The 26,645-nt window shown below is 67.1% G+C and carries 21 protein-coding genes; 5 read left to right on the top strand and 16 right to left on the bottom strand.

The features are described 5' to 3' along the window. Positions 1-7: 7 nt before the first annotated feature. The 14 genes from astB to hpnI all read right to left on the bottom strand — a co-directional run bounded on the left by astB (position 8) and on the right by hpnI (position 16,080). A complete protein-coding gene (astB, locus tag FPJ27_RS24730) occupies positions 8-1,348 on the bottom strand; it encodes an N-succinylarginine dihydrolase (protein ID WP_204426052.1) in 1,341 nt (446 codons plus the stop codon). Positions 1,349-1,362: 14 nt separating this feature from the next. After that, positions 1,363-2,826 (bottom strand): succinylglutamate-semialdehyde dehydrogenase, encoded by a 1,464-nt coding sequence (gene astD, locus FPJ27_RS24725; RefSeq protein WP_204426051.1) that lies wholly within the window; start codon positions 2,824-2,826, stop codon positions 1,363-1,365. Positions 2,827-2,833: 7 nt separating this feature from the next. Beyond that, on the bottom strand, positions 2,834-3,868 hold the full coding sequence (astA, locus tag FPJ27_RS24720) for an arginine N-succinyltransferase (protein ID WP_072435955.1): 1,035 nt from the start codon (positions 3,866-3,868) through the stop codon (positions 2,834-2,836). Then, the gene (aruF, locus tag FPJ27_RS24715) at positions 3,865-4,917 is read right to left on the bottom strand and encodes an arginine/ornithine succinyltransferase subunit alpha (protein ID WP_204426050.1); all 1,053 of its coding nucleotides are present in this window, start codon (positions 4,915-4,917) and stop codon (positions 3,865-3,867) included. Before aruF ends, astA begins: the two co-directional genes overlap by 4 nt. A gap of 30 nt (positions 4,918-4,947) precedes the next feature. Further along, positions 4,948-6,180 carry an aspartate aminotransferase family protein gene (locus FPJ27_RS24710; RefSeq protein WP_034183144.1) on the bottom strand — a complete coding sequence of 411 codons (1,233 nt, stop codon included), beginning with the start codon at positions 6,178-6,180 and terminating at the stop codon, positions 4,948-4,950. 1,010 nt (positions 6,181-7,190) lie between these two features. Next, positions 7,191-8,228, bottom strand: coding sequence for a GlxA family transcriptional regulator (locus FPJ27_RS24705; protein ID WP_204426049.1), 1,038 nt, complete (start codon positions 8,226-8,228; stop codon positions 7,191-7,193). A gap of 22 nt (positions 8,229-8,250) precedes the next feature. Beyond that, entirely contained in the window at positions 8,251-9,051 is an 801-nt protein-coding gene (locus FPJ27_RS24700) for an ABC transporter ATP-binding protein (protein WP_072435958.1), read from the bottom strand. Between the two features lie 21 nt (positions 9,052-9,072). Continuing rightward, complete coding sequence (locus tag FPJ27_RS24695; protein WP_204426048.1) at positions 9,073-9,786, bottom strand: ABC transporter permease; 714 nt, start codon at positions 9,784-9,786, stop codon at positions 9,073-9,075. Continuing rightward, entirely contained in the window at positions 9,783-10,472 is a 690-nt protein-coding gene (hisQ, locus tag FPJ27_RS24690) for a histidine ABC transporter permease HisQ (RefSeq protein ID WP_006488734.1), read from the bottom strand. Before hisQ ends, FPJ27_RS24695 begins: the two co-directional genes overlap by 4 nt. Positions 10,473-10,742: 270 nt before the next feature. Further along, entirely contained in the window at positions 10,743-11,300 is a 558-nt protein-coding gene (locus FPJ27_RS24685) for a lipoprotein (RefSeq protein WP_034183140.1), read from the bottom strand. Between the two features lie 87 nt (positions 11,301-11,387). Continuing rightward, positions 11,388-12,440: an HpnL family protein gene (locus tag FPJ27_RS24680; protein ID WP_072435961.1), complete on the bottom strand. Its 1,053-nt coding sequence runs from the start codon at positions 12,438-12,440 to the stop codon at positions 11,388-11,390. After that, positions 12,437-13,321 (bottom strand): hopanoid biosynthesis-associated protein HpnK, encoded by an 885-nt coding sequence (hpnK, locus tag FPJ27_RS24675; protein WP_204426047.1) that lies wholly within the window; start codon positions 13,319-13,321, stop codon positions 12,437-12,439. The genes FPJ27_RS24680 and hpnK overlap by 4 nt, the downstream gene beginning before the upstream one ends. Positions 13,322-13,324: 3 nt before the next feature. Beyond that, positions 13,325-14,746 carry a hopanoid biosynthesis associated radical SAM protein HpnJ gene (hpnJ, locus tag FPJ27_RS24670; protein WP_031400064.1) on the bottom strand — a complete coding sequence of 474 codons (1,422 nt, stop codon included), beginning with the start codon at positions 14,744-14,746 and terminating at the stop codon, positions 13,325-13,327. A gap of 158 nt (positions 14,747-14,904) precedes the next feature. Further along, positions 14,905-16,080, bottom strand: a complete 1,176-nt coding sequence (hpnI, locus tag FPJ27_RS24665) for a bacteriohopanetetrol glucosamine biosynthesis glycosyltransferase HpnI (RefSeq protein ID WP_204426046.1) — start codon at positions 16,078-16,080, stop codon at positions 14,905-14,907. Between the two features lie 638 nt (positions 16,081-16,718). On the opposite strand from hpnI, the gene FPJ27_RS24660 reads away from it, so the two are divergent. Then, a complete protein-coding gene (locus FPJ27_RS24660) occupies positions 16,719-17,717 on the top strand; it encodes an LLM class flavin-dependent oxidoreductase (RefSeq protein ID WP_072435964.1) in 999 nt (332 codons plus the stop codon). A 20-nt stretch (positions 17,718-17,737) separates the two neighbouring features. On the opposite strand, the gene FPJ27_RS24655 is transcribed toward FPJ27_RS24660, so the two are convergent. Then, positions 17,738-18,799 (bottom strand): alpha/beta hydrolase, encoded by a 1,062-nt coding sequence (locus tag FPJ27_RS24655; protein ID WP_072435965.1) that lies wholly within the window; start codon positions 18,797-18,799, stop codon positions 17,738-17,740. Positions 18,800-18,972: 173 nt separating this feature from the next. Here FPJ27_RS24655 and pdxY point away from each other — a divergent pair, with 173 nt between their 5' ends. The 3 genes from pdxY (at position 18,973) to FPJ27_RS24640 (ending at position 23,917) form a co-directional block, all read left to right on the top strand. Then, positions 18,973-19,833, top strand: a complete 861-nt coding sequence (gene pdxY / locus FPJ27_RS24650) for a pyridoxal kinase PdxY (RefSeq protein WP_034183134.1) — start codon at positions 18,973-18,975, stop codon at positions 19,831-19,833. Positions 19,834-20,254: 421 nt separating this feature from the next. Beyond that, positions 20,255-22,399 carry a phospholipase C, phosphocholine-specific gene (locus tag FPJ27_RS24645; protein WP_204426045.1) on the top strand — a complete coding sequence of 715 codons (2,145 nt, stop codon included), beginning with the start codon at positions 20,255-20,257 and terminating at the stop codon, positions 22,397-22,399. A 369-nt stretch (positions 22,400-22,768) separates the two neighbouring features. After that, entirely contained in the window at positions 22,769-23,917 is a 1,149-nt protein-coding gene (locus tag FPJ27_RS24640) for a branched-chain amino acid ABC transporter substrate-binding protein (protein WP_175962327.1), read from the top strand. Positions 23,918-24,054: 137 nt separating this feature from the next. On the opposite strand, the gene FPJ27_RS24635 is transcribed toward FPJ27_RS24640, so the two are convergent. Beyond that, positions 24,055-24,816: a FadR/GntR family transcriptional regulator gene (locus tag FPJ27_RS24635; RefSeq protein WP_034183131.1), complete on the bottom strand. Its 762-nt coding sequence runs from the start codon at positions 24,814-24,816 to the stop codon at positions 24,055-24,057. Positions 24,817-25,176: 360 nt separating this feature from the next. Between FPJ27_RS24635 and gudD the strand changes: the two genes are divergently transcribed. Then, complete coding sequence (gudD, locus tag FPJ27_RS24630; protein ID WP_204426044.1) at positions 25,177-26,529, top strand: glucarate dehydratase; 1,353 nt, start codon at positions 25,177-25,179, stop codon at positions 26,527-26,529. Positions 26,530-26,645 lie beyond the last annotated feature (116 nt).

Here is a 26,645-nt window from a genome sequence, read left to right as displayed (position 1 = left end):
CGGTGCGTCAGCGCTGGAAGTCATACAGCGACCCGACGCGCAGGATCTGCGTGAGCTCGTCGAGCGCCGTGCGCGATTCGTCGAGCAGCGCCGGATCGGCGAGGTCTTCCGGTGCGAGGCGATCGCGATAGTGCTTGTCGATCCACGCGTCGAGCGACGCGAACAGCGTGTCGTCGATCCACACGTTCGACGTGACCGCCGCGCGCTCCGCCTCGTTCAGCACGACGCGCAGGCGCAGGCACGCGGGGCCGCCGCCGTTCTTCATGCTTTCGCGCAGGTCGAACACGAGCACGTCGTGGATCGGGCCGCTGCCGGCCGCGAGATGGTCGAGATACGCCGCGACGTTCGCGTTCTCGCGGCATTCCTGCGGCACGACGAGCACTTGCGAGCCGTCCGCGCGCGACAGCAGCTGGCTGTTGAACAGATACGACGTCACCGCGTCGTTCACGCTCACGGCCGCGTCGGGCACCTCGATCACGTTCAGGCGCGCACCACGAGCGTCGAGCGCGGCGGTCAGCGTGTCGTAGATCGCCTGCTTGTTGACGAATGCGCGCTCGTGCGTGAACAGCGTGTCGCGGTTGCCGACCGAGATCACGTCGTTGTGGAACACGCCGGCGTCGATCACGTCCGGATCCTGCTGCGCATAGACCGTCGCTTCTTCGGCGAGCCCGTGGCGATGCGCGACCGCGCGGCTCGCCTCGAAGGTCTGGCGTGCCGGGAAGCGCTTCGGCTCGGGGCCGCGGCGGTATTCCGCACGGCCGTACACGAAGAACTCGATGCCCGGCTTGCCGTATTCGGCGCAAAAGCGCGTGTGGTTCGCCGCGCCTTCGTCGCCGAGCGCCGGCGTGCCCGTCAGCGCCTCGTGCACCGCGAAGTGCGCGGGATCGGCGAACAGCGTCGACAGCGTGCGGCGCGTCGCGTCGTGCTCGATCGCGCGATGCAGCTTGCTGCACAGGTTCGCCGGCGTGAAGTGCACGCGGCCGTCGCTCGTGTCGGCCGACGGGCTGACGGTGGCCGCGTTCGCGGTCCACATCGCCGACGCCGAGCTCGCCGCCGCGAGCAGCTCCGGCGCCTGCTTCGCGGCCTTCGCGATCACGTCCGCGTCCTTGCCCGAGAAGCCGAGCTCGCGCAGCAGGCGCAGCGACGGCCGCTCCTGCGGCGGCAGCACGCCCTGCGCGAAACCGAGATCCGCGAGCTGCTTCATCTTGCGCAGCCCCTGCTTCGCGGCGGCCTTCGGGTTCGCGGCCGACTTCTCGTTGTTGAGCGACGCCACGTTGCCGAACGACAGCCCGGCGTAGTTGTGGGTCGGGCCGACGAGCCCGTCGAAATTGGCTTCTTGTGCGTTCATCGTCGTTCCCTCGATCAGAAATGCAGGCCCGGCGACAGGCTCGCGGGCAAAGTCAGTTGCGTGCTTTCCACCGATGCCATCGGATACGCGCAATAGTCGGCCGCGTAATATGCGCTCGGACGATGGTTGCCCGAGCGGCCCGTGCCGCCGAACGGCGCGGCGGACGATGCGCCGTTGGTCGGCCGGTTCCAGTTGACGATCCCGGCGCGGATCGTGCGGCGGAAGTGTTCCCAGGCACGCACGTCGTCGGCGAGCAGGCCGGCGGACAGGCCGAACGCCGTGTCGTTCGCGCGCTCGATCGCTTCGTCGAACGTCGCGTAGCGGGCGATTTGCGCGAGCGGGCCGAAATGCTCTTCGTCGGGCAGGTTCGCCACGCCCGTCACGTCGACGATCGCCGCGTTCACGAAACCGAGGCGCGGATCGCGCTGCGTCATCGCGACGATCGGCTTCGCGCCCTGCTCGATCAGGCGCGACTGCGCGTCGACGAGCTTCGCCGCCGCGCGCGCCGAGATCACCGCGCCCATGAACGGCTGCGGATCGGCATCGAACACGTCGGCCGTGATCTTCGACGTGACGTCGGCGAAGCGCGCGAGGAAACGATCGCCGAACGCGCCCTGCGGCACGAAGATGCGGCGCGCGCACGTGCAGCGCTGGCCGGCCGACAGGAATGCCGACTGGATCGTGTGATGCACGGCCGCATCGATGTCCTCGACTTCGCCGATCACGAGCGGGTTGTTGCCGCCCATCTCGAGCGCGAGCACGATTTCCGGACGGCCGCCGAACTGCCGGTGCAGCAGCGTGCCGGTGTCCGAGCTGCCCGTGAAGAACAGCCCGTCGATCTGCCGATGGTTCGCGAGCGCGATGCCCGTGTCCTTCTCGCCCTGCACGAGGTTCAGCACGCCGGCCGGCAGCCCGGCCTCCTTCCACACTTCGACCGTCGCGCGCGCGACGCCCGGCGCAAGCTCCGACGGCTTGAACACGACCGTGTTGCCGGCGATCAGCGCGGGCACGATATGGCCGTTCGGCAAGTGGCCGGGGAAGTTGTACGGGCCGAACACCGCGACGACGCCGTGCGGGCGGTGGCGCAGCACCGCGACGCCGTCGGCCATGTCCTGGCGCTTCTCGCCCGTGCGTTCCTGGTAGGCCTGGATCGAGATGCCGACCTTCGCGGCCATCGACGCGACTTCGGTACGCGCTTCCCACAGCGGCTTGCCCGTCTCGCGGCCGATCGCGGTTGCGATCGCTTCCTTGCGTTCGTTGAGCAATGCCGCGAAGCGCTTGACGATCGCGCAGCGCGATTCGAAGTCGAGCGCCGACCAGCCGGCGAACGCGCGGCGCGCGCTCGCGACCGCGCGGTCGACATCGGCCGCCGATGCGCTGTCGCCCTGCCATGCGATCTCGTCGGTGCCCGGGTTGCGCGAAGCGAAGACGGGGCCCGAGCCTGCGACCCAGGCGCCGTCGATGAAGAGTTCCGTCATGATTCGTTTATCCCTGTTTGACTTTGAGCGGCAGCACGCGGACCGGATCGCCGGCCTTCACGTCGAGCGCGACGGCATCGTCGGCCGACAGCACGAACGAGCCGTTCGCGACCACGCCCGGCGCGACGCCGACGCGGAAATCGGTGAGCGACGTATTCGATACGAGCGACGTCGGCGGATGGTCGCCCTGCGCGTCGGGCACGCCGATCGCGACCGGCACGACGACGCTCTCGCGCACCGTGCGCAAGTCGTTCACGTGGCATTCGAGCACGGGGCCCGCGTCGAAGATGTCGACGTGGTTCTGGTAACGCAGCCCTTCCGCCTCGAGCATCTTGCGGGCCGGCAGCGTGTCGCGGTGCGTGAGGCCGACCGCGTCCTGCGCGTCCTGCGGCAGCAGGTCGACATACACCGGGTAGCGCGGCATCAGTTCCGCGAGGAACGACTTGCGGCCGTGCGAGCTCAGGTAGTCGGCCGCGTTGAAATCGATCTGGTAGAAGTGCGAACCGACTGCGCGCCAGAACGGCGACGTGCCATCTTCGTCGAAGTGGCCGCGCAATTCCGCGCAGATGCGCTCCGGAAAGCGCTCGCGGAACTGCGCGATGAACATGAAGCGCGAGCGCGACAGCAGGCCGCCGACGCCGCCCGTGCGATAGCGCGGGCTCAGGAACAGCGAACACACTTCCGCATAGCCCGTCAGGTCGTGCGAGATGTTCAGCGCGGACATCCGCGTCCATACGCCGAGCTCCTGGCTCGCGTGCACGACCGTGCTCACGCGGTAGTTGTAGAACGGCTGTTCGAGGCCGACCTGCGATTCGATCCCGCACACGCCCGCGATGTCGCCCGTCTTCGAGTCTTCCATCACGAAGAAGTAGCCGGCTTCGCCCGGCGCGGCCTCGCCCGCCAGCGTGCGGCGCGTGCGCTCGATGCGCGCGGCGAGCGCGTCGCGGTCGGGCTTGAACGTGGTCAGGCCCGGCCCGGTTTCCTTCGCGAGCGACACGAGCGCGTCGACGTCGCCCGTTTGTACGACCCGAACGACGATCATGCTGCGTCTCCCTTCAAATCTTCATCGTCGCGGCGGTGCAGCGGCACGCAGCGCACGACATCGCCATCCTTCGCACCGAGCGCCGCGCGCACGTCGCCGGCCAGCGGCGCATCGGCCGTGTCGCCCGGCAGGTCGGCCAGCACGCAGCGGAACGATTCGCCGCTGCCCGTCGACACCATGTACGCGACGTCGCCCTGCTGGTGCGAGGCCTCGCGCACGACGCGCTCCGTACCGTGCTTCACGCACGCGATGCGGTCGACCTGCGCGGTCAGCACCGGGCCCGCGTCGAAGATGTCGACGAAGCGGTCGGGCTCGAAGCCTTCCTCGAGATGGATGTCGTACGCGAGCAGTGCCGTCTCGTTCGGCTCGCCGAGCACGCGCTGCGCGGCTTCCGGCAGCAGCGGCACGTAGATCGGATAGGCCGGCATCACTTCCGCGATGAACGTGCGGCTGCGGCCTCCCGACGCGATGTCGACGTCGGTGAAGTCGCGGCCGAAGAACTTGCGGCCCACCGCTTCCCAGAACGGCGATGCGCCGTTGCCGTCGCTCACGCCGAGCAGCAGCGTGAACACTTCGGGCGTGAAGCGGCGGCGGTTCGCGGCGATGTACATCATCCGGGCGCGCGAGATCAGGTGCGCGGCCGCGTCGCCGCGCAGCGACGGATCGACGTAGAAGCCGGCGAGCCGGCTCTTGCCGGTCAGCTCGTGCGACATCGTGAGCGCGTGGATCTTGCGGTTCACGTGCAGCTCGCGCGACGCGTGGATCAGTGCGTCGTTGCGGAACGCGTAGAACGGCTCCGAGTAGCCGGCCGCGGCCACGATGCTCGCCGTGCCGAGCAGCTTGCCCGTCGACGAATCCTCGAGCACGAAGAGGTAGAACTCCTCGCCGGCGAAGTCGACGTCCGCGCGAAACGAATCCTCCGAGAGCGCCACGCGCGCTTCGAGCGCCGCGCGGTCGTGCGGCAGCGAGTGCAGGACCGGCTGCGCGGTGCGCGCCATGTGCGCGAGCGCATCGAGATCCGTGAGTTTGCCGGGGCGAACAAATAGCATCGTCGTTCCTGTCTGCGATGGGTGCGCCGATCAGCGCGCGGTGGCTTCCTGCGCGGCGAGCACTTGTTCGACCGCCTTCTCGAAGCGCTTGACGCCTTCGTCGAGCAGATCGAACGGGATCACCAGCGACGGGACGAAGCGCAGCACGTTCGGGCCGGCGATCAGCATGATCAGGCCGTTCTCCGCTGCGGCGTTGACGAAGTCCTTCGCGCGGCCGTCGAACGCGGCGGTGAGCTCCGCGCCGACGAGCAGGCCCTTGCCGCGGATGTCCTTGAAGATGCCGAAGCGTGCGTTGATGCGTTCGAGCGCGCCCTTCAGGCGCACGCTGCGTTCGCGCACGCCTTCGAGCAGTGCCGGGTCGCCGATCAGTTCGACGACCTTGTCGGCGATCGCCGATGCGAGCGGGTTGCCGCCGTACGTCGTGCCGTGCACGCCGACCTTGAAGTGCGCGGCCAGTTCGTTCGTCGTCAGCATCGCGCCGATCGGGAAGCCGTTGCCGAGCGCCTTGGCGGTCGTCAGGATGTCCGGCGTGACGCCCGTGTCCATGTATGCGTAGAACTGGCCCGTGCGGCCGACGCCCGTTTGCACTTCGTCGAAGATCAGCAGTGCGTTGTTGGCGTCGCACGCTTCGCGCAGCGCCTTCAGGAAGGCCGGATCGGCCGGGATCACGCCGCCTTCGCCCTGCACGGGCTCGACGATCACCGCGCAGGTTTGCGGGCCGATCGCCGCCTTCGCGGCTTCGATGTCGTTGTACGGCAGGTGCTTGATGCCGGCCGGCACGGGGCCGAAGCCTTCCGAGTACTTCGGCTGGCCGCCGACGCTGACCGTGAAGAACGTGCGGCCGTGGAACGACTGAACGAACGAGATGATTTCGAATTTGTCGGCGCCGTGGCGATCGAACGCGACGCGGCGTGCGAGCTTCAGTGCGGCTTCGTTCGCTTCCGCGCCCGAGTTCGCGAAGAATGCGCGATCGGCGAAGGTCAGCGATTCGAGCCGCTTCGCGAGGCGCAGCACCGGTTCGTTCGTGTAGCCGTTGCCGATGTGCCAGAGCTTGCGGCCTTGTTCGTCCAGGACCTTCAGCAGTTCCGGGTGGCCGTGGCCGAGCGACGTCACCGCGATGCCGCACGCGAAATCCACGTACTCGCGGCCGGCCGTGTCCCACACGCGGGAGCCCTCTGCGCGATCCGGCACGAACGGGGCGGGGGAAAATACCGGCACCATCACTTCGTCGAATGTCTGGCGGGTCACGGTCGAGGTCGTCATGGTCGTTCCTTTCGGTTTCGTAAGAGGGTTCAACAGGATCAAGTTTAGGTAAGGGTGACGCAAGCGTCTTGCGGAATTGCGACGGGTTCTATCGGAAGCGGATAGTTCGCTTTATTTTGCGCTCCCGGCGGGGGTTGGTGTTTTTGGTTGCGGCTTTTGGGTGGTCGGCCTGCGGTTTTCGTGAAGCACCTGTGATCGTGTCGGTCTATTAGCGTCGCCCCTGCGCGGGGCGGCGGTTACTTTTCTTTGTCTTGCCAAAGAAAAGTAACCAAAAGAAAGGCGCTGTGAAAACGCAAGACCTCCCGGTGCCGTGGTCATCAGAGTGGCCGCCGCCTAAGTGTCCGCGCCAGTCAGGAAACCGGAGTGGTTCGAGCAATGGTTCTGACACCACTCACCACCCAACAGAGCGGTATACCGCCCGCAAGCTCCGCCCTCGCTTCGCTCGGCCGACAGGTACATATCCCTCAAGCAGCACAATCGGAATACCACCCCAAACTCGATATGCACGCGGTCCGCACCTCTCGTTGCAGAAAAAGAGGGACGCACTCAACGAACACCGAAACTCGCGCCCGCCCAGGGCAGTGGAGCCAGCGCTGGTAGCTGGCAACCGGCCTGGTCGCACGAAGATGTGAATAGTGAGAATGCTCGACCCGGCGATGTGTTGCGGTTGGAAGCACACGAGCGCAAGCCGCACGACCTGAAGTACCTTGCAGCCGAGCGTAGCGAGGATGGAGCTAGCGGGCGGTATACCGCTTCGTTGGGTGGTGCGGCGCGTCAGAACCATTGCTCGAACCACTCCGGTCTCCTGACTGGCGCGGACACTTAGGCGAGGGCCACTCTGTTGACCACGGCACCGGGAAGTCATGCGTTTTCACAGCGCCTTTCTTTTGGTTACTTTTCTTTGGCAAGACAAAGAAAAGTAACCGCCGCCCCGCGCAGGGGCGACGCTAATAGACCGACACGATCACAGGTGCTTCACGAAAACCGCAAGCAACCCACGAAACCACGAATCAATCCTTCACACCCCGCTCGACCAACGCGCCCCCGCGAGGCTCACTCCCGGTCTGCTTCTCGAGCCACGCTCGCCGATCTTCCCGAGGCGTCACCCCGAACCTCTCGCGATAAGCATTGGAAAAGTGCGCAGCAGAAGAAAACCCACAGGCAAGACTAACCTGCACGACCGATTTGCTCGTGCGCTGCAACTGCGTCCTTGCCTTGAGCAACCGGAGATTGAGGTAATACTTCGAGGGCATCGCCCCAAGATACTGCCGAAACAACCGCTCTAACTGTCGGCGCGAAACGCCGACCAATTCGGCGATCTCATCGGTAGTCAAAGGATCCTCGACATTGGCCTCCATCAACAGCAAAGCATCGTTCAACCGCGGATGCCGCTCGCCGGGCGCAGTCACGAAAGGAATCCGCTGACGTTCCTCGCCACTCCTCAACGTCCCCGCACCAAGCGCATCGGCAATCCGCTCGCCGAGATCGGGCCCATGTTCCCGGCCGATCATCGCCAGCATGAAATCCACGGTAGCCTGCCCGCCCGCGCACGTCGCGCGGTCCCGATCGATCTCGAAGATCTGCTGCGTGACGATCGACCGCTCGAACTGCTCGGCAAACTGTTGATACGTCTCCCAGTTCACGCTCACGCGATAACCGGAAAGCTGCCCGGCCATCGCGAGCCACCACACGCCGTGATGAATGCCGGTCACGAGCGGCGTACGCTGCCCGACGCGCGCGAGACTCGCGAGAAACAGCCGGTAATCGGCAAACTGCTGAAACCGCTCGGTCACGACGATCAGCCAGTCGCATGCGATCGCATCGTTGAACGCCGCATCGGCATGCCATTGCGCGCCGCCCGCGAGCGGCACGGGCCGCCCGTCCCACGAACATACCTGCCAGCGATACAGCAGCCGCCCGTCGATCTCGTTCGCAAGATTCAGCGCATCGACGATCGGGCCCACGCCCGACATCGACACGGGCGGCAATGCAACGATCACCACCTGCGTCGTGCGGGTGGCGCCTGCGGGACGGGACACCGGTACCACGTATGAAACCTGCCCTGTCGCGTTACTTGAGGCTGCCCGACAGGAACTGCTTGAGACGCTCGCTCTGCGGGCGCACCAGCACCTCCTTCGGATCGCCCTCTTCCTCGGTCCGCCCCTGATGCAGGAACATCACATGATTCGACACGTTGCGCGCAAAGCCCATCTCGTGCGTGACGACGATCATCGTGCGGCCTTCCTCGGCGAGCTTCTGCATCACCTTCAGCACTTCGCCCACCAGCTCCGGGTCGAGCGCAGACGTCGGCTCGTCGAACAGCATCACGTCCGGATGCATCGCGAGCGCACGCGCGATCGCGACGCGCTGCTGCTGGCCGCCCGACAGGTGCGACGGATACTGCTTCTCGACGCGCGGCGCGAGGCCGACCTTCTCGAGATACGCGCGCGCGCGATCCTCGGCTTCCTTCTTCGGGATGCCGAGCACGTGTACGGGCGCTTCCATCACGTTCTCGAGCACGTTCATGTGCGCCCACAGATTGAAGTGCTGGAACACCATCGCGAGCTTCGTGCGGATACGCTGAAGCTGCTTGTGATCGGCGACTTCGAGCGCACCGGTGCGGTCGGTCTTCGTGCGGACGGTCTCGCCGTCGACGACGATCTGCCCCGCATTCGGCCGCTCGAGGAAATTGATGCAGCGCAGGAACGTGCTCTTGCCCGAACCGCTCGCGCCGATGATGCTGATGACGTCACCGGCCTTCGCGTTCAGCGACACGCCCTTGAGCACCTCGTTGTCGCCATAGCGCTTGTGGATGTCGACCGCCGCAAGCTTGGTGGAAGCGGTAGCGCTCGTTTGAGTGATCTCGGCCATCTGGCTCTCCTCGAAGTGAAATCAATGACGGCCGGCCGCGAGATACGCGAGCCAGTGGCGCTCCGCACGGCGAAACGCCGCGACGAGTGCGAAAGATACCGCAAGATAGATCAGCGCGGCGATTCCGAACGACTGGAACGCCATGTAGGTCGCGGAATTCGCGTCGCGCGCGACCTTCAGGATGTCGGGTACGGTCGCCGTGAACGCGACGGTCGTCGCGTGCAGCATCAGGATCACCTCGTTGCTGTACAGCGGCAGCGCGCGACGCAGCGCCGACGGCAGGATCACGCGGCGGTACATCGTGAACGGCGTCATCCCGTACGCCCGCGCAGCCTCGACCTCGCCGTGCGGAATCGCGCGGATCGCCCCCGCGAAGATCTCGGTCGTGTACGCGCAGGTATTCAGCGCGAACGCGAGAATCGCGCAGTTGAAGCCGCTGCGGAAAAACGCGTCGAGCAGCGAATGCGAACGCACGAACTCGAGGCTGTACATGCCCGTGTACATCAGCAGCAACTGCACGTAGAGCGGCGTGCCGCGGAACACGTACGTGTAGAACCGCACGGGCATCGACACCCACTTCTTCTTCGACACGCGCGCGACCGCGAGCGGCACCGCGCACACGAAGCCGAGCGAAATCGACGCGACGAGCAGCCACAGCGTCACCGCAAGGCCGGAGAGGCGCTGGCCGTCCCAGAAAAGGAACGCCTTGCCGAATTCCTGGAGGATCTCGATCATAGTTCTGCGTGCCGCACGCCCATGGAATAACGCTTCTCGAGCTGGATCAGCACGAGGTTGGAAACGGTCGTGATCGCGAGGTAGATCAGCGCCGCGACGAGGATGAAGAAGAACATGTTGAACGTGCTCTTGCCGGCGTCCTGCGCGGCCTTCACGACGTCCGCGAGACCGATGATCGACACCAGCGCGGTCGCCTTCACGAGCACCTGCCAGTTGTTCCCGATCCCGGGCAGCGCAAAGCGCATCATCTGAGGAAACATGATCCGCGCGAACACGCGCGCGCCGCTCATCCCGTATGCGGCACCGGCTTCGAGCTGGCCGCGCGGCACCGACAGGAACGCACCGCGAAACGTCTCGGTGAAGTACGCGCCGTAGATGAAGCCGAGCGTCAGCACGCCGGCCACGAACGGATCGATGTCGATCTGGTTCCAGCCGACGAGGTCGGTGAACTGGTTCAGCCAGATCTGGATGCTGTAGAACAGCAGCAGCATCAGCACAAGATCGGGCACCGAGCGGATCAGCGTCGTATAACCGGTCGCGATCGCTCGCAGCACCCGGTTGTGCGACAGTTTCGCCACCGCGCCGATCAGCCCCAGCGCCACCGCAGTGGCGAGCGACAGCACCGACAGTTCGATGGTCTGCACGGTGCCGGCCCAGAGGACAGGACCAAAGCCGTAAAGGAACACGCGCGTCTCCAGAGTTGGAATGGATGCCGACGCGAATGCCTGTCCCGCGCCGGGCTGACGCGGATAGTCGCAAGCGAAATTGTTTGTCTCAAATCACCTTGCGCGCGATTGCTGCATTGCAGCAACCCGTCCCGCCATTTGCAACCCCGGCCTACGCCGCTGTTTCAAAAGGAAAAAAGCCGCTTCCTGACAGTCGGATGACACGCAGGGAAGCGGACTTTTTGCAATTTTCCGGTCGCTTTTTCGATATAGCGCCGAACGCGGGCCGGCTCACCGCCCCTTCAGGATGTCGGAGCGCGAAGTCGTATAGACAAGCCCGTCCGGGCCGAAATGGACGTTGAAGAATGCGTCGGTGTTGACGCCGTCCTCGAGCCAGCGCCAGCTCCAGACCGTCTCGGGCTTCAGCGGATACTGCGCGATGTCGCCGGGCTTGCCGAGCAGGCGCCGCACCTCGTCCTCGTTCATCCCGGGGCGCACCTTCGCGAAATTCTCTGCGGTCAGCACCTGCGTCGCGCCCGTGTAACGGCCGCTCGCATCGAGATCGACGAACCACGTCTGGTTGCCCATCGGGCCGCGCGGATATTCGAGACGCTTCGAGCCGTCGGTGAACACGCGCTCGGTCTCGGGCTTGCCCATCGTGCCGCGCACGTCGGCCTCGGTCGATTCGCCGACCTTCAGCCCCTTCAGCAGCAGCGGCGCGGGCTTGATCGCGTTGAAGAAGTCCCGGATGCGTTGCACGTCGAGGTTACCTTGCTTGTCGTCGCAGCCGGTCAGCGCCAGCGCGGCGGCCAGCATCGTCACGGGAAGCAGCCGGAAACGGAAAATCATCGGAAGAAATGCGCGTCGAGAAAACACGCGGCAAGCATACCCGCACGACGCCAAAAGCGCGAGACGGGCGCGCGGCCCGTCTCGTGTTCAATGCGTCGTTTCGGTTTCAGCTTCGGTTTCGGGCGTGCGGCTCGCCGGATGCGGCCCGCGCGGCCCGGCCGGCGGCGCGTCGTTGATGCGGCGGCGCGTGCGCACGAGTTCGGCGAGCTGCCACGAACCGAGCGCCACGCAGCCGAACAGCACCTCGCGGCCGCGCTTGACCAGCGCGAGCGACAGTGCCGTCTCGCGATCGACGCCGAACATCTGCGCGAGCAGCACGACGGTCGCCTCCTGCACGCCGAGGCCGCCCGGCACCATGAACGCCGCATGCCGCACGGCCTGCGTCATCGCCTCGATCGCGATCGCACCGCCGATCGACACCGGATGGCCGAGCAGCGCGAGCGCCCAGTAGATCTCGAGCGCGCCGAGCACGTAGCCGGCCAGTTGCCAGAAGAACGCGCTGAACAGCAGGCCCGTGCGCGACATCAGCCCGTCGATGTCGGCGTCGAGCCGGCGGCCGTCGACGCCCTGCAGCAGCCGGTGCGAATCGCCGAGCAGGCGGCCCGCGAAACGCTCGATCGCGTGGAAGATGCCGCCGCGCCGCATCAGCACGACGCCGAGCACGGGCAACGGCAGCGTCAGCAGCAGCGCGAGGCCGATCGTGCCGCCGCCCATGTCGTGCGTCGTCGAAAGCAGCAGCACGAGGCCGAGCGCCGCGAATGCATACTGGACGACGATCGTCACGAGCACCTCGACGATCACCGACGCCGTCACGCGGCTCGCGTCGGGCACCTGCCAGCGCGCGAGCCGGATGCCGACGAGTTCGCCGCCGATCCCGACCACCGGCAGCAGCCGGTTCACGGCCTCGCGCACGGTCGCGATCCACCACAGGAACGGCAGCGAGCTGCGCCGGTCGAGCAGCAGGTGCCATGCATACGCATCGAGCAGCAGCGGCAGCGCGTGGAACGGCACGAGCCACAGCAGCGCGTAACCGGCGCGCGCGAGCATCTGCGACACGTCGCCGATGCCTTCGTGCAGCCCCAGCGCGAGCAGGATGCCGATGCCGATCGGCCAGCCGAGCCACTTGATCCACCTGGTCATGACGGCTGCGCTCCCGGTGTGCGCGGCGCATGTGCGCCGCGCCTGGCCGCACGCTGGCCGAACACGTCGGCAAAGCCTCCGGTCGCGACGCCCGCCGCCTTCAGCGCGGCGGCGACGCGCGGCGACAGCAGCGCATCGAGTTCGTCCACCGGACGGTAGCCGGCCATCGTCGGCGTGATCGGGCCGTCGCCGGCCTCGGCCGGATGGCAGTAGATCTCGCCGACGCCCGGCGGCAGCGTCGCGAGCGCGTCGAGCAGCACGGCCTCGTCCATCGCGCCCGTGTGTTCGATCCCGACCACGTAGTCGTTGTGCGCGAGCCCGGCGCGGTCGAGCCGTGCGCGCACGAGCGCGATCCACGGCTTGAGCAGCGCGGGCGCGCTCGTCTCGTACGGCAGCCGCACCGCACGCAACCCGTAGTCGCGGCCGATCTCGATGATCATCGACAGCACGGTCGGATGCAGATGGAAATGCTTGTGCGCGTTCACGTGGTCGAGCGGCAGGCCGCTCGCCGCGAACGCGTCGAACTGCGCGCGGATCTCGCGGCGCAGTTGCGCACGCACGTGCGGCAGGAAGAAGAAGCGGCAGCCGTCCTTCGCCATCGCGTCGCCGAACCGCCCGTCGGAGCCGACGAGCGCGGGAATGTCATGCGCGGGCAGCGTGGCCGGCCCGTCCGCGAGGACGAGGTGCAGGCCGACCGCGAGCGACGGCAGCCGCCGCGCGCGTTCGATCGCATCCTGCGCGGCGGGCGCACCGACCATCAGGCTCGCGGCGTTCAGCACGCCGTCGCGATGCGCACGCTCGACCGCCGCGTTGACGCGCGGATGCAGCCCGAAGTCGTCCGCGGTGAAGATCAGCGCCCGCGCCGCCCGCTGCGTCGCCACGAATCAGGCCTCGTGCGCGCGCAGGAAGCGGAAGAACTCGACGCCCTCGCGCAGGCGGCGCTTCATCATGTCCCAGCTCGTCAGCATCTCGCGGACGATCTCCCAGATCTTCGACGGACGGAAGTAGAACTGGCGATAGAACTGCTCGAGGTGGTGATAGATCTCGTCGCGCGACAGGTGCGCATAGCCGATCGCCGCGAGCTGCACGCCTTCCTTGCTCACCAGGTTGATGGTCTTGTTCTCTTCCATCCAGCCGTTTTCCACGGCCTGCTTGTAGAGCGTCGTGCCCGGGTATGGCGCGGCGAGCGAGACCTGGATCGTGTGCGGATTGATTTCCTTCGCGTATTCGATCGTCTTCTTGATGGTCTCCTGCGTCTCGCCCGGCAGGCCGAGAATGAAGGTGCCGTGGATCTTGATGCCGAGCTTCTTGCAGTCCGCGCTGAAGCGGCGCGCGAAATCGGTGCGCACGCCCTTCTTGATGTTCACGAGAATCTGGTCGTCGCCGGATTCGAAGCCGACCAGCAGCAGGCGCAGGCCGTTTTCCTTCATGACCTTCAGCGTCTTGTACGGCACGTTCGCCTTCGCGTTGCACGACCACGTCATGCCGAGCTTGCCCAGACCGATGGCGATGGCTTCGGCGCGCGGCAGGTCGTCGGTGAAGGTGTCGTCGTCGAACATCAGTTCCTTCACTTCCGGCATGTTGTCGCGGATCCATTTCGCTTCCGCGAGCACGTTCTCGACCGAGCGCGTGCGGTAGCGATGGCCGCTGACCGTCTGCGGCCACAGGCAGAACGTGCAGCGCGACTTGCAGCCGCGGCCCGTGTAGATCGACACGTACGGGTAGTTCAGGTAGCCGATGAAGTAGTTGTCGATCTTCAGGTCGCGCTTGTAGACGGGCGCGACGAACGGCAGTTCGTCCATGTTCTCGAGGATCGGACGCGCTTCGTTGTGCTCGATCGAGCCGTCCTTCGCGCGCCAGCTCAAGCCCTTGATCTCGGGGAACGGCTTGCCTTCGGCGATTTCCTTGCAGGTGTAGTCGAATTCCTCGCGGCACACGAAGTCGATTGCCTCGCTCGCCGTGAGCGAGTTGTGCGGATCGACCATCACCTTCGCGCCCACCATGCCGACCAGCATCGACGGCTTCATCTTCTTGAGATCCTGCGCGAACATCGCATCGGTCGGGAACGACGGCGTGCTCGTGTGGATGATCACGAGATCGTAGTCGTTCGCGATTTTCAGCGTCTCCTCGACCGACAGGCCGTCGGCCGGTGCGTCGACGACACGGCTGCCCGGCACGAGCGCGGCCGGCTGCGCGAGCCACGTCGGATACCAGAAGGAACGGATTTCGCGCTTCGCCTGATAGCGCGAGCCGGCTCCGCCGTCGAAGCCGTCATACGAAGGGGCCTGCAAGAACAGCGTTTTCATGAATGCTCCGGTAGCCTGCATAGTTCGTTTCGATACAACGATTCAGTCAAAAAACCGCGGGCCGCCCTGCCGGCGCCCGCCTCTCTGTCATGTCGCGCCGCGCGGCATCGCCGCACAGCGCGTCTCGGCCCTCGGGCCGGGTTCGTCCGGGAGCGGCCCTAGCGGCCGTCCCCCCCTTCCACGGCCGCCGCCGCGCGTTCGCCGCCGACGACCGTCATCCTTGCGCCGCGCCACACGACGTGCGTGCCGAACACCGCCGCGAGCCACTCGAGCGCGAGCAGCGTGTCGCGCACCGCGACGAGCGGCAGGTCGCGCCAGAACGCGCGCCAGCCGTCCTCGCCGCGCGCGTGCAGCACGAGCCGCCCGAATGCGCCGACGGCGGCCGCCCCGCCCGCCAGCGTGCCGGCGAAAGTTCCGTCGAGACGCAGCGCGAGCGCCGCGCCAATCGCGAGCCACGGCGCGGTAAATGTGATGAACAGGAACGCGAAGCCGGCCGGGTTCAGCGACCGGATCGTACGCAGCCAGCGCGTCTCGCGGTGCCACAGCGGCCCGAACGACGGCTCGATCACGTCGGTCGCGACGTCGACCTCCGACAGCACGGTGCGCCGCCCGAGGCGGCGCGGCAGTTCGGCGAGCCAGAAATCGTCGGCCAGCTCGTCCTTCAGCGCGAGAAAGCCGCCGATCCGGTCGAGCGTGTCGCGCGTCAGCGCGAGCGTCGCGCCGAAGCCGAAGCGGCTCGAGCGGCCGAGGTGCGTGATCCGCACCGACGGCGCGAACCAGGCGTCGACGAACTGCGCGCCGATCCGCGTCCAGAACCCGCCGACGCTGCGCGCATGATACAAGCACGTGACGACGCCGACCGACACGTCGGCGAGCGGCGCCGTCACGCGCTCCAGATAATCGGGCTTCACCGCGATGTCGCTGTCCGCGATCACGATGCGGCCGTACTTCGCGCGCTCGGCGAGATTGATCAGGTTGCTGACCTTCAGGTTCTTGCCGTGCACGCGCGAGTCGACCACCAGCGTGATGTCGCACTCGGGATAGTCGGCACGCAGCCGCTCGACGACGGCAATGGCCGGATCGGCCGCCGACGCGACGCCGAACAGCACTTCGTGGCGCGGATGGCGCTGCTCGCAGAAGGTCGCGAGGTTTTCGTACAGGTGCGGCTCCGCGCCGCACAGCGGCTTGAGCACGCTGACCGGCTCGTAGCCGTCGCGCGCGGCCGTGCGCGGCATGCGCGGCTGCGGCGCGAACGCGGCGACGAGCGCATAACCGGCCGCGGCCAGCGTGAACGCGATCAGGAGCCAGTCGAGCAGCGTTGCGGTCGGCGTCATGCGCGACGCCTCCCGGCGACCTGAACGCCACGGCGAACGCTTGAGCGTGATTGAGCGTGATGCGGTATTCGGACAGCGACGAACGCGGGCACGACCCGACTCCTTGTTCCAGCAGCGTCTGTATATGGGGGAGGCACGACCCGCTTTCGGGTGTTGCCATGCCCGGCTTCGTATGGCGCATCTCCGCGCGACGCCCGGACGGGGATGCGGGAAGACTCGAATGGCTACCATCGGCACAACATGGGCAGGCGCCGGATTTTATCAGCCTGCGGCACCCCGCGCTCGGCACTACGAGAAACGGACTGGTGCAATTTCAGCAAAGCTGTGCGGCCGGCGAACCATTCAGGCGCAACCGCGTTTACGTTAGCGTAAGCACTTTGCAGGCGTATTGCAGTCTTGAAAATCAAACGTTTCGTGCAAATTTGTCGGTCGATGCGGATTCACGTCCAATTGCCGTAAAGATTGGTAATTAACCGGCGATTAGATTGATTTTTGCAACAATCATCGAATGCGCCCCTGCGTCCCTGCGACGCGCATGGGTATCGGCGCGCGCCCAGCACGTTCCGGAACCCTTTGGCAAAATCCTTGGCATTTGTTGCGTAAGCGCATCACCGCGCGCCCCTTTCGAAGGCCACCCGATGACTCCGTTTTCCGTACTCGATCTCGCCCCCATTCCGGCCGGCGCCGACGCCTCGCAGGCTTTCCGCAACACCGTCGATCTCGCGCAACACGCGGAACGCTGGGGCTACCAGCGCTACTGGCTCGCCGAGCATCACAACATGCCCGGCATCGCGAGCGCGGCGACCGCCGTCGTGATCGGCCATGTCGCGGGCGCCACGAAGACGATCCGCGTCGGGTCCGGCGGCATCATGCTGCCGAACCACGCGCCGCTCGTGATCGCCGAGCAGTTCGGCACGCTCGCGTCGCTGTATCCGGGGCGCATCGATCTCGGCCTCGGCCGCGCGCCCGGCACCGACCAGACCACGTCGCGCGCGCTGCGCCGCGACCTGATCGGCAGCGCCGACTCGTTTCCGGACGACGTCGCCGAGCTGCTGCGCTACTTCGCGGAGCCGGTGCCCGGCCAGCGCGTGCGCGCGGTGCCCGGCGCGGGGCTCGACGTGCCCGTGTGGCTGCTCGGTTCGAGCCTGTTCAGCGCGCAGCTCGCCGCGATGCTCGGGCTGCCGTTCGCGTTCGCGTCGCACTTCGCGCCGGACTACCTGATGCGCGCGCTCGAGATCTACCGCGCACAGTACCGGCCGTCGGCCGCATGGCCGAAGCCGCACGCGATGGTCGGCGTCAACGTGTTCGCGGCCGATACCGACGACGAGGCGCGGCGCCTGTTCACGTCGCTGCAGCAGCAGTTCATCAATCTGCGGCGCGGCACGCCGGGCAAGCTGCCGCCGCCCGTCGACGTGCTCGAGGCGAACGAGCTCGAACTCGCGAACGTCGCGCATTCGCTGTCGTTCGCGGCGGTCGGCTCGCGCGACACGGTGCGCGACAAGCTGCGCGACCGCATCGCGCAGACGGGGGCGGACGAATTGATCGTCACCGCGCAGATCTACGATCACGCCGCGCGGCTGCGCTCGTTCGAACTGGCCGCGCAGATCCGCGACGAACTCGCGAACGAAACGCGCTGACGGCGCGAGCGCGCCCCGCATCACTGCGGGTGCGCGGCCTCCAGAGCGTCGAGCAGCGCCTTGTGGAATGCATCCGGATCCTGGATCTGCGGTGCGTGACCGAGCGCCGGGAATTCGACTAGCTGCGCGCCGGGGATCGCCGCCTGCGTGCGCTTCGCGAGTTCCGGATAGCGGCCGAGCTTCGCATGCACGTCGGGCGGCGCGACATCCTTGCCGATCGCGGTCGTGTCCTTGTCGCCGATCATGAGCAGCGTCGGCACGCGGATCGCGCCGAGTTCGTAGACCACCGGCTGCGTGAGGATCATGTCGTATATCAGCGCGGAGTTCCACGCGACCGCGTCGCGGCCGGCGCCGCGATACATCCCGGCGAGCATCTGCACCCAGCGCTCGTACGACGGCGACCACTTGCCCGCGTAGTACGTGCTCTGCTCGTAGCGGCGGATGCCGTCGGCCGTCGTCTTCAGCTCGCGCGCATACCAGTAGTCGACCGACAGCGGCGGCACGCCGAGCGCCTTCCAGTCCTCCAGGCCGATCGGATTCACGAGCACGAGCTGGTCGGTCGCCTTCGGGTACATCAGTGCGTAGCGCATCGCGAGCATCCCGCCCGTCGAGTGGCCGACGATCGTCGCCGATTTCACGCCGATCGATTCCAGCAGCGCGTGCGTGTTGCGCGCGAGCTGCTGGAAGCTGTACTGGTAGCGATCGGGTTTCGACGATTTGCAGAAGCCGATCTGGTCCGGCGCAATCACGCGATAGCCGGCGCGGCTCAGCACGCCGATCGTGTCTTCCCAGGTCCCCGCGCAGAAGTTCTTGCCGTGCAGCAGCACGACGGTGCGGCCGTTCGGGTGCGCCGGCTGCACGTCCATGTAAATCATCTCGAGGGTTTCACGCTGCGACACGAACGCGTAGCGGTGCAGGGGTTCCGGGTAGGTGAAGCCTTCCAGGCGCGGGCCGTACGCCGGCCCGTCGTTGCCGGCGGGCACCGGGGCGGCCTCGGCGGCGGCGTTCGCGCATGCGAAGGCAACGCCCGCGCCGAGCAGGGCGGCGCGCGCGACGGACAACATCTTGCAAATCGAAGGCATGGCGGTCACGGTGATTGGAAACGCACGCGGGCAGCCGGACGGCGCCGCGCCCCGCGATTCTACGCGGTCGGCTGACGACGGCGCGCAACACTCGGTGGCCGCGCGACTTCCGCGTGCGCGACGAACTCGGGTATCGTGTGACGTGACCCTGAAACGCCTGCAGGCGGATTCCCATGAAAAACGTCCTCAGCATTCAGTCGCACGTCATCTACGGCCATGCCGGCAACAGTGCGGCCGTGTTCCCGATGCAGCGCCTCGGCGTCAACGTCTGGCCGCTCAATACCGTCCAGTTGTCGAACCACATGCAGTACGGCCACTGGGCCGGCAGCGCGATCGATGCCGCGAAGATGGAGCAGCTCGTCGACGGGATCGCCGCGATCGGCGCGCTCAAGCGCTGCGACGCCGTGCTGTCCGGCTTCCTCGGTTCGCCGCCGCAGGCGCGCGCGGCAGTCGAGATCGTCCGCACGGTGAAGGCGATGAATCCGGACGCGTGGTACTTCTGCGATCCGGCAATGGGCCAGACGGGCGGCATCCGGCCCGAGCCCGGCGTCGAGGAATTCATGGTCCAGGAGGTGCCCGCGCTCGCGGACGGCATGTCGCCGAACCACACCGAACTGCAAAAGCTCGTCGGGCGGCGCATCGAGACCGTCGCCGAAGCCGTCGACGCGTGCCGCGCGCTGATCCGCCGCGGCCCGCAGATCATCCTCGTCAAGCACCTGCACGACCGCAACAGCCCGGCCGACCGCTTCAACATGCTCGCGGTCACTGAAACCGAAGCGTGGATCGGCCAGCGTCCGTTATACGCATTTCCGCGCCATCCGGTCGGCGTCGGTGACCTCACCAGCGCGGTGTTCGTCGCGCGCCGGCTGCGCGGCGACTCCGTGCGCGCCGCGTTCGAGCATACGCTCGCGGCCGTGCACGCGGTCGTGAAGGCCACCTACGATGCGCGCCGCTACGAACTCGAACTCGTCGCCGCGCAGGACGAGATCGCACGCCCGAGCGAATGGTTCGGCGCGTGGGTGACGGACGCCTGACGCGCCCGAACCGACCTCCGCTTCGCCGGCGCGCATGCGCGCCGCCCTGCTTTCCTGCTTTCCTGCTTTCCTGCTTTCCTGCTTTCCTGCTTTCCTGCTTTCCTGCTTTCCTGCTTTCCTGCTTTCCTGCTTTCCTGCTTTCCTGCTTTCCTGCTTTCCTGCTTTCCCTGCCGTCCTGCTTTCCCTGCCGTCCTGCTTTCCCTGCCGTCCTGCTTTCCCTGCCGCACCATAACCGCCGGCGATACGCATCCCGATGCCGGTCCGATGCATGTGCAAACGATTCCGGACTTCACATGAATGACACCGATTCCTCGCTATGCTCGCGTCGGCACGCCCCCGCGCAGCCGCATCCTGCGACCCGGACGCGCCCTTCCCGTAGGTCCCGCCAATCGGCTCCCCTCTTTACCGCACGATAACGACCATGACCCGATCGAACCGTCGTGACTTCCTGCGCGTCGCCGCCGGCACTGCCGGCGCCGCCGCGCTGAACCTGTTTCCGCCCGTGATCCGCGATGCGCTTGCGATTCCCGCAAACCGCCGCACCGGCACGATCCGCGACATCGAACACATCGTGATCCTGATGCAGGAGAATCGCTCGTTCGACCATTACTTCGGCACGATGCGCGGTGTCCGCGGCTTCGGCGACCCGCGCGCGCTGCGTCTCGCGAACGGCAAGTCGGTGTTCCACCAGCCGGTCGGCCCGGCCGAGCTGCTGCCGTTCCACCCCGGCGCGGACAAGCTCGGCCTGCAGTTCCTGCAGGACCTGCCGCACGGCTGGCAGGACATGCACGCCGCGTGGAACAAGGGCCGCTACGATCAGTGGGTGCCGAACAAGGGCACCACGACGATGGCTTACCTGAAGCGCGACGACATCCCGTTCCATTACCAGCTCGCCGACGCGTTCACGATCTGCGATGCGTACCACTGCGCGATCCCGAGCTCGACCGACCCGAACCGCTATTACATGTGGACGGGCTACGTCGGCAACGACGGCACGGGCGGCGGCCCGGTGCTCGGCAACGAGGAAAAGGGCTACGGCTGGAAGACCTATCCGGAAGTGCTCGAACAGGCCGGCGTGTCGTGGAAGATCTACCAGGACGTCGGCACGGGGCTCGACGCGAACGGCTCGTGGGGCTGGACGCAAAACCCGTACATCGGCAACTACGGCGACAACGCGCTGCTCTACTTCAACCAGTACCGCACCGCGCTGCCCGGCACGCCTCTGTATGAGAAAGCGCGCACCGGCACCAACATCAGCGCGGGCGGCACGCTGTTCGACGTGCTGCAGCAGGACGTGAAGAACGGCACGCTGCCGCAGGTGTCGTGGATCTGCGCGCCGGAAGCGTATTCCGAGCACCCGAACTGGCCCGCGAACTACGGCGCGTGGTACATCGAGCAGGTGCTGAAGGCGCTCGTGTCGAATCCCGAAGTATGGAGCAAGACCGCGCTGTTCATCACGTACGACGAAAACGACGGTTTCTTCGACCACGTGCCGCCGCCGTTCGCGCCGCAATCGCGCGACAACGGGCTGTCGACCGTCGAGACGACCAACGAAGTGTTCGCCGGCGACGCGTCGCACATGGCCGGCCCGTACGGGCTCGGGCCGCGCGTGCCGATGCTCGTCGTGTCGCCGTGGACCAAGGGCGGCTGGGTCTGCTCGCAGACCTTCGATCACACGTCGCTGCTGCAATTCATCGAGGCGCGGTTCGGCGCGCAGTATGCGGTCACCGCGGCCAATGTGTCGCCGTGGCGCCGCACGGTGTGCGGCAACCTGACGTCCGCGTTCGACTTCTCGACGCCCGACGCAAGCTGGCCGCAGCTCCCGGACACGACCGGCTACGCGCCGCCCGACCGCAATCGTCACCCCGACTACATCCCGGTGCCGCCGGTCGTCCAGCATCTGCCGAAGCAGGAACACGGCCTGCGTCCGGCGCGCGCGCTGCCGTACGAACTGTTCGTGCACGGGCGGATCGACAACGCGAGCGGCCAGTTCCGGCTGACCTTCGCAAACACCGGCGCCGCCGGCGCGGCGTTCCAGGTCCAGGCGCGCAACCGCGTCGACGGCCCGTGGGCCTACACGGTCGATGCCGGCAAGCGGATCTCCGACACGTGGAGCCCCGCGCCGTCGCTCGGCCTGTACGACCTCGACGTGTACGGCCCGAACGGCTTCTACTGCCACTTCCGCAGCCCCGCCGCGTCGGCGGTCGGCCCCGCGAGCGTCAACCCCGAGGTGATCTACGGCTACGACGTCGCGAACGGCAACATCACGCTGCGCCTGATGAATCGCGGCCACAAGGCCGTGCGGCTCAAGGTCACGAACGCTTACGGCCACGGCCACGCGCGCACGTTCGACCTCGCACCGGGCGCGCGGGTCGACGACTACTGGGACCTGCGCGGCAGCCACGGCTGGTACGACCTGACCGTCAGCGACGGCAAGCCGCTCGGCTTCCAGCGCCGCTTCGCAGGCCACGTCGAGACGGGCCGCCCGAGCACGAGCGACCCGGCGATCCGCACGACGTCGTCGCACAGCGACGCCGAGGCCGCATCGGACGCGCTGTCCGACTGACGGTGTCCCACACGCGGCGCGGCCCCGGCGGGCCGTGTCGCGTCTTGGCCCGCGCCGCTCCCCCTCCTCCCCGCCCGTTCCGTTCGCGACGGGAAACTCCCGATACCGGCCGCCACCGCACGCGCGGAAGCTGTGCGCAAATCCTCATCGAATGCGCGGCAAATTGCCAAGACCCGTGCATATCGGCGACCTATAAATCGAGGCGATCGGGGCTCTTCGCGGAGCCTGACGGGAGATTCTTCCGAGGATCACGATGCCGACCTCCCCGCCCGATTCCGAGAAGCGGTCGAACCGCCCGCCCGTCGCACGCGCCTGGCCCGCCCGAGCGCGTGCGGTACCCACTCGCAGGTATCGAACAAGAGGAACCACATGAAATTCCGTCATTCCCTGCTGTCGGTGTCGATTGCATCCGCGCTGGCCCTCCTCTCGCAACAGGCCGCCCGGGCCGCCGACGCAACCGATGTGAAGGTCGGCTTCGCCGCGCCGCTCACGGGCGTGAACGCCGGCTACGGCAAGGACCTGCAGAACGGCGTGCAGCTCGCGCTCGATGACGCCGCCGCGCAGAAGGTGCAGATCGCCGGCAAGCCCGTGCACTTCAATCTCGTCGTGCAGGACGACCAGGCCGACCCGCGCATCGGCGTGCAGGCCGCGCAAGCGCTCGTCGACCAGAACGTGTCGGTCGTGGTCGGCCACTTCAACTCGGGGACGACGATTCCGGCGTCGGTCGTCTACGACAAGGCCGGCATCCCGGTGATCGATCCGGCCGCGACCAACCCGACGCTCACGTCGCGCGGGCTCGCGAACATGTTCATGGTGATCGCGACCGACGGCCAGAACGCCGGCAACGCGGGCAAGTATGCGGTCGACGTGACGAAGGCGAAGCGCATCGCGATCATCGACGACCGCACCGCGTTCGGCCAGGGCGAGGCCGACGAATTCGAGAAGGCCGTGAAGGCTGCCGGCGGCACGATCATCGGCCGCGAGTTCACCAACAACCAGGCGGTCGACTTCCGCGCGCAGATCACGAGCCTGAAGGGCAAGAACCCCGACCTGATCTTCTTCGGCGGCCTCGATTCGCTCGCCGCGAACTTCGTCAAGCAGATGCGCCAGCTCGGGCTGAACGCGCAGTTCGTCGGCGGCGGCGGCGTGAAGGACAACGAGTTCATCAAGATCGCGGGCCCGGCTGCCGAAGGCGCGATGGCGTGGGAATACGGCCGGCCGCTCGACGAACTGCCGCAAGGCAAGGATTTCGAACAGCGCTTCAAGAAGCGCTTCGGCGTCGACGTGCTGTCGTACGCGCAGTTCGGCTACGACGCGGCCTGGGCGGCGATCAAGGCGATGCAGGCGGCCGGCTCGACCGACCCGAAGGTCTATCGCCCGGTGCTCAAGAAGGTCGACTTCGAAGGGGTCACCGGCCGCATCTCGTTCGCGAACGACGGCTCGCTGAAGAGCGGGATGTCGACGCTGTACCAGGTGAAGAGCGGCGCGTGGAAGACGATCGTGACGAAGGGAGGCTGATCGGCGGTGTCGGCGGCCGGCGGCGGAAACGCCGTCCGGCCCCGGAGACCGGCGAAGTTACGCCGATCTCGTATGACGACTGATGTTGGCGCGATGCAATCGGGCCCGCGGCAACGCGGGCCGCACTGCCCGGCGCATCAATTGGCCTGTGTGTCGCGCTCGGCCTCGGCCGCCTCGTGCGCGCGGCGCAGCCGCTCGCGGCTGTTGGTGAGGTGTGTGCGCATCGCGGCGCGGGCGGCCTCCGGGTCGTGGCGCGCGATCGCCTCGTAGATATCCTCGTGCTCGTGATTCAGCCGGCCGACGTAGCGCTCGAGATCGTCGCCGGCAAAGCGCGCCGAATTCACGCGCGTGCGCGGGATGATCGACGTGCCGAGCTGCGTCATGATGTCGACGAAATAGCGGTTGCCGGTGGACTGCGCGATCTGCAGGTGGAACTGGTAGTCGAGCTGCGCCGTGTCGCGGCCGCCGCCCGCCCCCGTCGCGATCGCGTCGAGCGCACGCCGCAGCGCGGCGAGGTCGGTATCGTTCGCGCGCTGCGCGGCGAGGCTCGCGCACTCGCTCTCGAGGCTGATGCGCAACTCGAGCACCGCGAGCACGTCGCGCAGCGTCGTGATCGTCGCGGGATCGATGCCGAGCGCCTGGCGGCGCGACGGCTCCAGCACGAAGCTGCCGATACCGTGGCGCGTTTCGACGAGGCCGCTCGCCTGCATCCGGGAGATCGCCTCGCGCACGACCGTGCGGCTCACGCCCTGCGCCGCCATGACTTCGGTTTCGGTCGGCAGCTTGTCGCCGGGACGCAGCGTGCCGTTTTCGATCTGCGCGGTCAGCGCGTCGACGACATCTTGTGCGAGGCTGCGTGCGCGACGGCGCGGCGCTGCGGGAAACGTAGGCACGGACATGAGGCCGGTTCCTTTTTGAATGATCGTAATGTGGGCCGAGGGTTTACGCGGGGTTTGAGCGAAAGCCGATGATTCATTATACTGCGTCACAAGTCATCCGACGACTGATGATATACGCACGGTTCTCCTGTCGACTCAAGCCGGCGTTCCGGCGCCTGCTGGTCCCATGCGTTACGATCAGCCAGCGTTCGCGTTCTGCGCTTCGCTGGTCCGGTTGTCGCTCCCACCCCGCTCCGGGTTTGCTGTCGACATGCGGGCCTTGCGCGCCGCGCACGTCGGTTGTCGAATGATCGCACCTCCCGCCGCGCGCGGCAAAGCTTTTGCCGCACGGCATTGCCCACCCTTTCGCCATCGCCGCCCATGAACGCCGCCACTGCCTCGCCTTCCCACGACACGCCGCGCATCGTCGACCTGCAAGCGATTCCGGTCGCCGGCCACGACAGCATGCTGCTCAACCTGAGCGGCGCGCACGGCCCGTTCTTCACCCGCAACCTCGTGATCCTGAAGGACAGCGCGGGCCGGACCGGCGTCGGCGAAGTGCCGGGCGGCGAAAGCATCCGCCGCACGCTCGACGATGCGCGCGCACTCGTCGTCGGCCAGCCGGTCGGCAATTACCACGCGGTGCTCAACGACGTGCGGCGCACCTTCGCCGACCGCGACGCGAGCGGCCGCGGGCTGCAGACCTTCGACCTGCGCACGACGATCCACGCGGTCACCGCGCTCGAAGCCGCGCTGCTCGACCTGCTCGGCCAGCATCTCGGCGTGCCGGTCGCCGCCCTGCTCGGCGAGGGCCAGCAGCGCGAGCGCGTCGAAATGCTCGGCTACCTGTTCTACGTCGGCGACCGCACCAAGACCGCGCTGCCCTATCGCGACGGCAGCGGCGCGACCGACGACTGGGCCCGCGTGCGCGACGAGCCGGCGCTGACGCCCGAGGCGGTCGTGCGGCTCGCCGAGGCCGCGCATGCGCGCTACGGCTTCAACGACTTCAAGCTGAAAGGCGGCGTGTTCGAAGGCGCGAGCGAGATCGAGGCCGTGACGGCGCTCGCCGAACGCTTCCCCGACGCGCGCGTGACGCTCGATCCGAACGGCGCGTGGTCGCTCGACGAGGCCGTGCGGCTGTGCCGCGACCAGCATCACGTGCTCGCCTATGCGGAAGATCCGTGCGGCGCGGAGAACGGTTACTCGGGCCGCGAGGTGATGGCCGAATTCCGTCGCGCGACGGGATTGCCGACGGCGACCAACATGATTGCGACCGACTGGCGGCAAATGGGTCACGCGGTGCAGCTTCAGGCTGTCGACATCCCGCTCGCCGATCCGCACTTCTGGACGATGCAGGGTTCGGTGCGCGTCGCGCAGATGTGCCGCGACTGGGGTCTCACGTGGGGCTCGCACTCGAACAACCACTTCGACGTATCGCTCGCGATGTTCACGCATGTCGCGGCCGCCGCGCCGGGCCAGGTCACCGCGATCGACACGCACTGGATCTGGCAGGACGGCGAACGGCTGACGCGCGAACCGCTGAAGATCGAGAACGGGCTGGTGGAAGTGCCGAAGCGGCCGGGGCTCGGCATCGACATCGACATGGATGCGGTCGCGATCGCGCACGAGCTGTACAAGCAGCACGGACTCGGCGCACGCGACGACGCGGCGGCCATGCAGTATCTGATTCCGGGGTGGACGTTCAACAACAAGCGCCCCTGCCTCGTGCGCTGAGCACGGACGGCCCGGGCGACGGCCTCGCCCGGCCGGGACGAAGTCCGAAGGAATGATGCAGTTCGAGGCCGACCCGGCTGATGTCGGGCTGGAGAGGCGGTGCAGGTGGAACGAGA

This window comes from Burkholderia sp. MS455, from assembly GCF_016899445.1.
GTDB classification, from domain to species: Bacteria; Pseudomonadota; Gammaproteobacteria; order Burkholderiales; family Burkholderiaceae; genus Burkholderia; species Burkholderia pyrrocinia_C.
The sequence above is the reverse complement of the archived record's forward strand: the minus strand, read 5'-3'. Positions and strand labels throughout refer to the sequence as shown.

Bases quoted from the DNA above. Each gene is read 5' to 3' on its own strand.
- FPJ27_RS24680 (WP_072435961.1), bottom strand. From the start codon at position 12,440: ATGACCAGGTGGATCAAGTGGCTCGGCTGGCCGATCGGCATCGGCATC.
- hpnJ (WP_031400064.1), bottom strand. From the start codon at position 14,746: ATGAAAACGCTGTTCTTGCAGGCCCCTTCGTATGACGGCTTCGACGGC.
- FPJ27_RS24700 (WP_072435958.1), bottom strand. From the start codon at position 9,051: ATGGCCGAGATCACTCAAACGAGCGCTACCGCTTCCACCAAGCTTGCG.
- aruF (WP_204426050.1), bottom strand. From the start codon at position 4,917: ATGCTATTTGTTCGCCCCGGCAAACTCACGGATCTCGATGCGCTCGCG.
- FPJ27_RS24685 (WP_034183140.1), bottom strand. From the start codon at position 11,300: ATGATTTTCCGTTTCCGGCTGCTTCCCGTGACGATGCTGGCCGCCGCG.
- pdxY (WP_034183134.1), top strand. From the start codon at position 18,973: ATGAAAAACGTCCTCAGCATTCAGTCGCACGTCATCTACGGCCATGCC.
- FPJ27_RS24710 (WP_034183144.1), bottom strand. From the start codon at position 6,180: ATGACGACCTCGACCGTGACCCGCCAGACATTCGACGAAGTGATGGTG.
- FPJ27_RS24655 (WP_072435965.1), bottom strand. From the start codon at position 18,799: ATGCCTTCGATTTGCAAGATGTTGTCCGTCGCGCGCGCCGCCCTGCTC.
- astB (WP_204426052.1), bottom strand. From the start codon at position 1,348: ATGAACGCACAAGAAGCCAATTTCGACGGGCTCGTCGGCCCGACCCAC.
- FPJ27_RS24635 (WP_034183131.1), bottom strand. From the start codon at position 24,816: ATGTCCGTGCCTACGTTTCCCGCAGCGCCGCGCCGTCGCGCACGCAGC.
- astD (WP_204426051.1), bottom strand. From the start codon at position 2,826: ATGACGGAACTCTTCATCGACGGCGCCTGGGTCGCAGGCTCGGGCCCC.
- hpnI (WP_204426046.1), bottom strand. From the start codon at position 16,080: ATGACGCCGACCGCAACGCTGCTCGACTGGCTCCTGATCGCGTTCACG.
- FPJ27_RS24645 (WP_204426045.1), top strand. From the start codon at position 20,255: ATGACCCGATCGAACCGTCGTGACTTCCTGCGCGTCGCCGCCGGCACT.
- astA (WP_072435955.1), bottom strand. From the start codon at position 3,868: ATGATCGTCGTTCGGGTCGTACAAACGGGCGACGTCGACGCGCTCGTG.
- gudD (WP_204426044.1), top strand. From the start codon at position 25,177: ATGAACGCCGCCACTGCCTCGCCTTCCCACGACACGCCGCGCATCGTC.
- FPJ27_RS24660 (WP_072435964.1), top strand. From the start codon at position 16,719: ATGACTCCGTTTTCCGTACTCGATCTCGCCCCCATTCCGGCCGGCGCC.
- FPJ27_RS24640 (WP_175962327.1), top strand. From the start codon at position 22,769: ATGAAATTCCGTCATTCCCTGCTGTCGGTGTCGATTGCATCCGCGCTG.
- FPJ27_RS24695 (WP_204426048.1), bottom strand. From the start codon at position 9,786: ATGATCGAGATCCTCCAGGAATTCGGCAAGGCGTTCCTTTTCTGGGAC.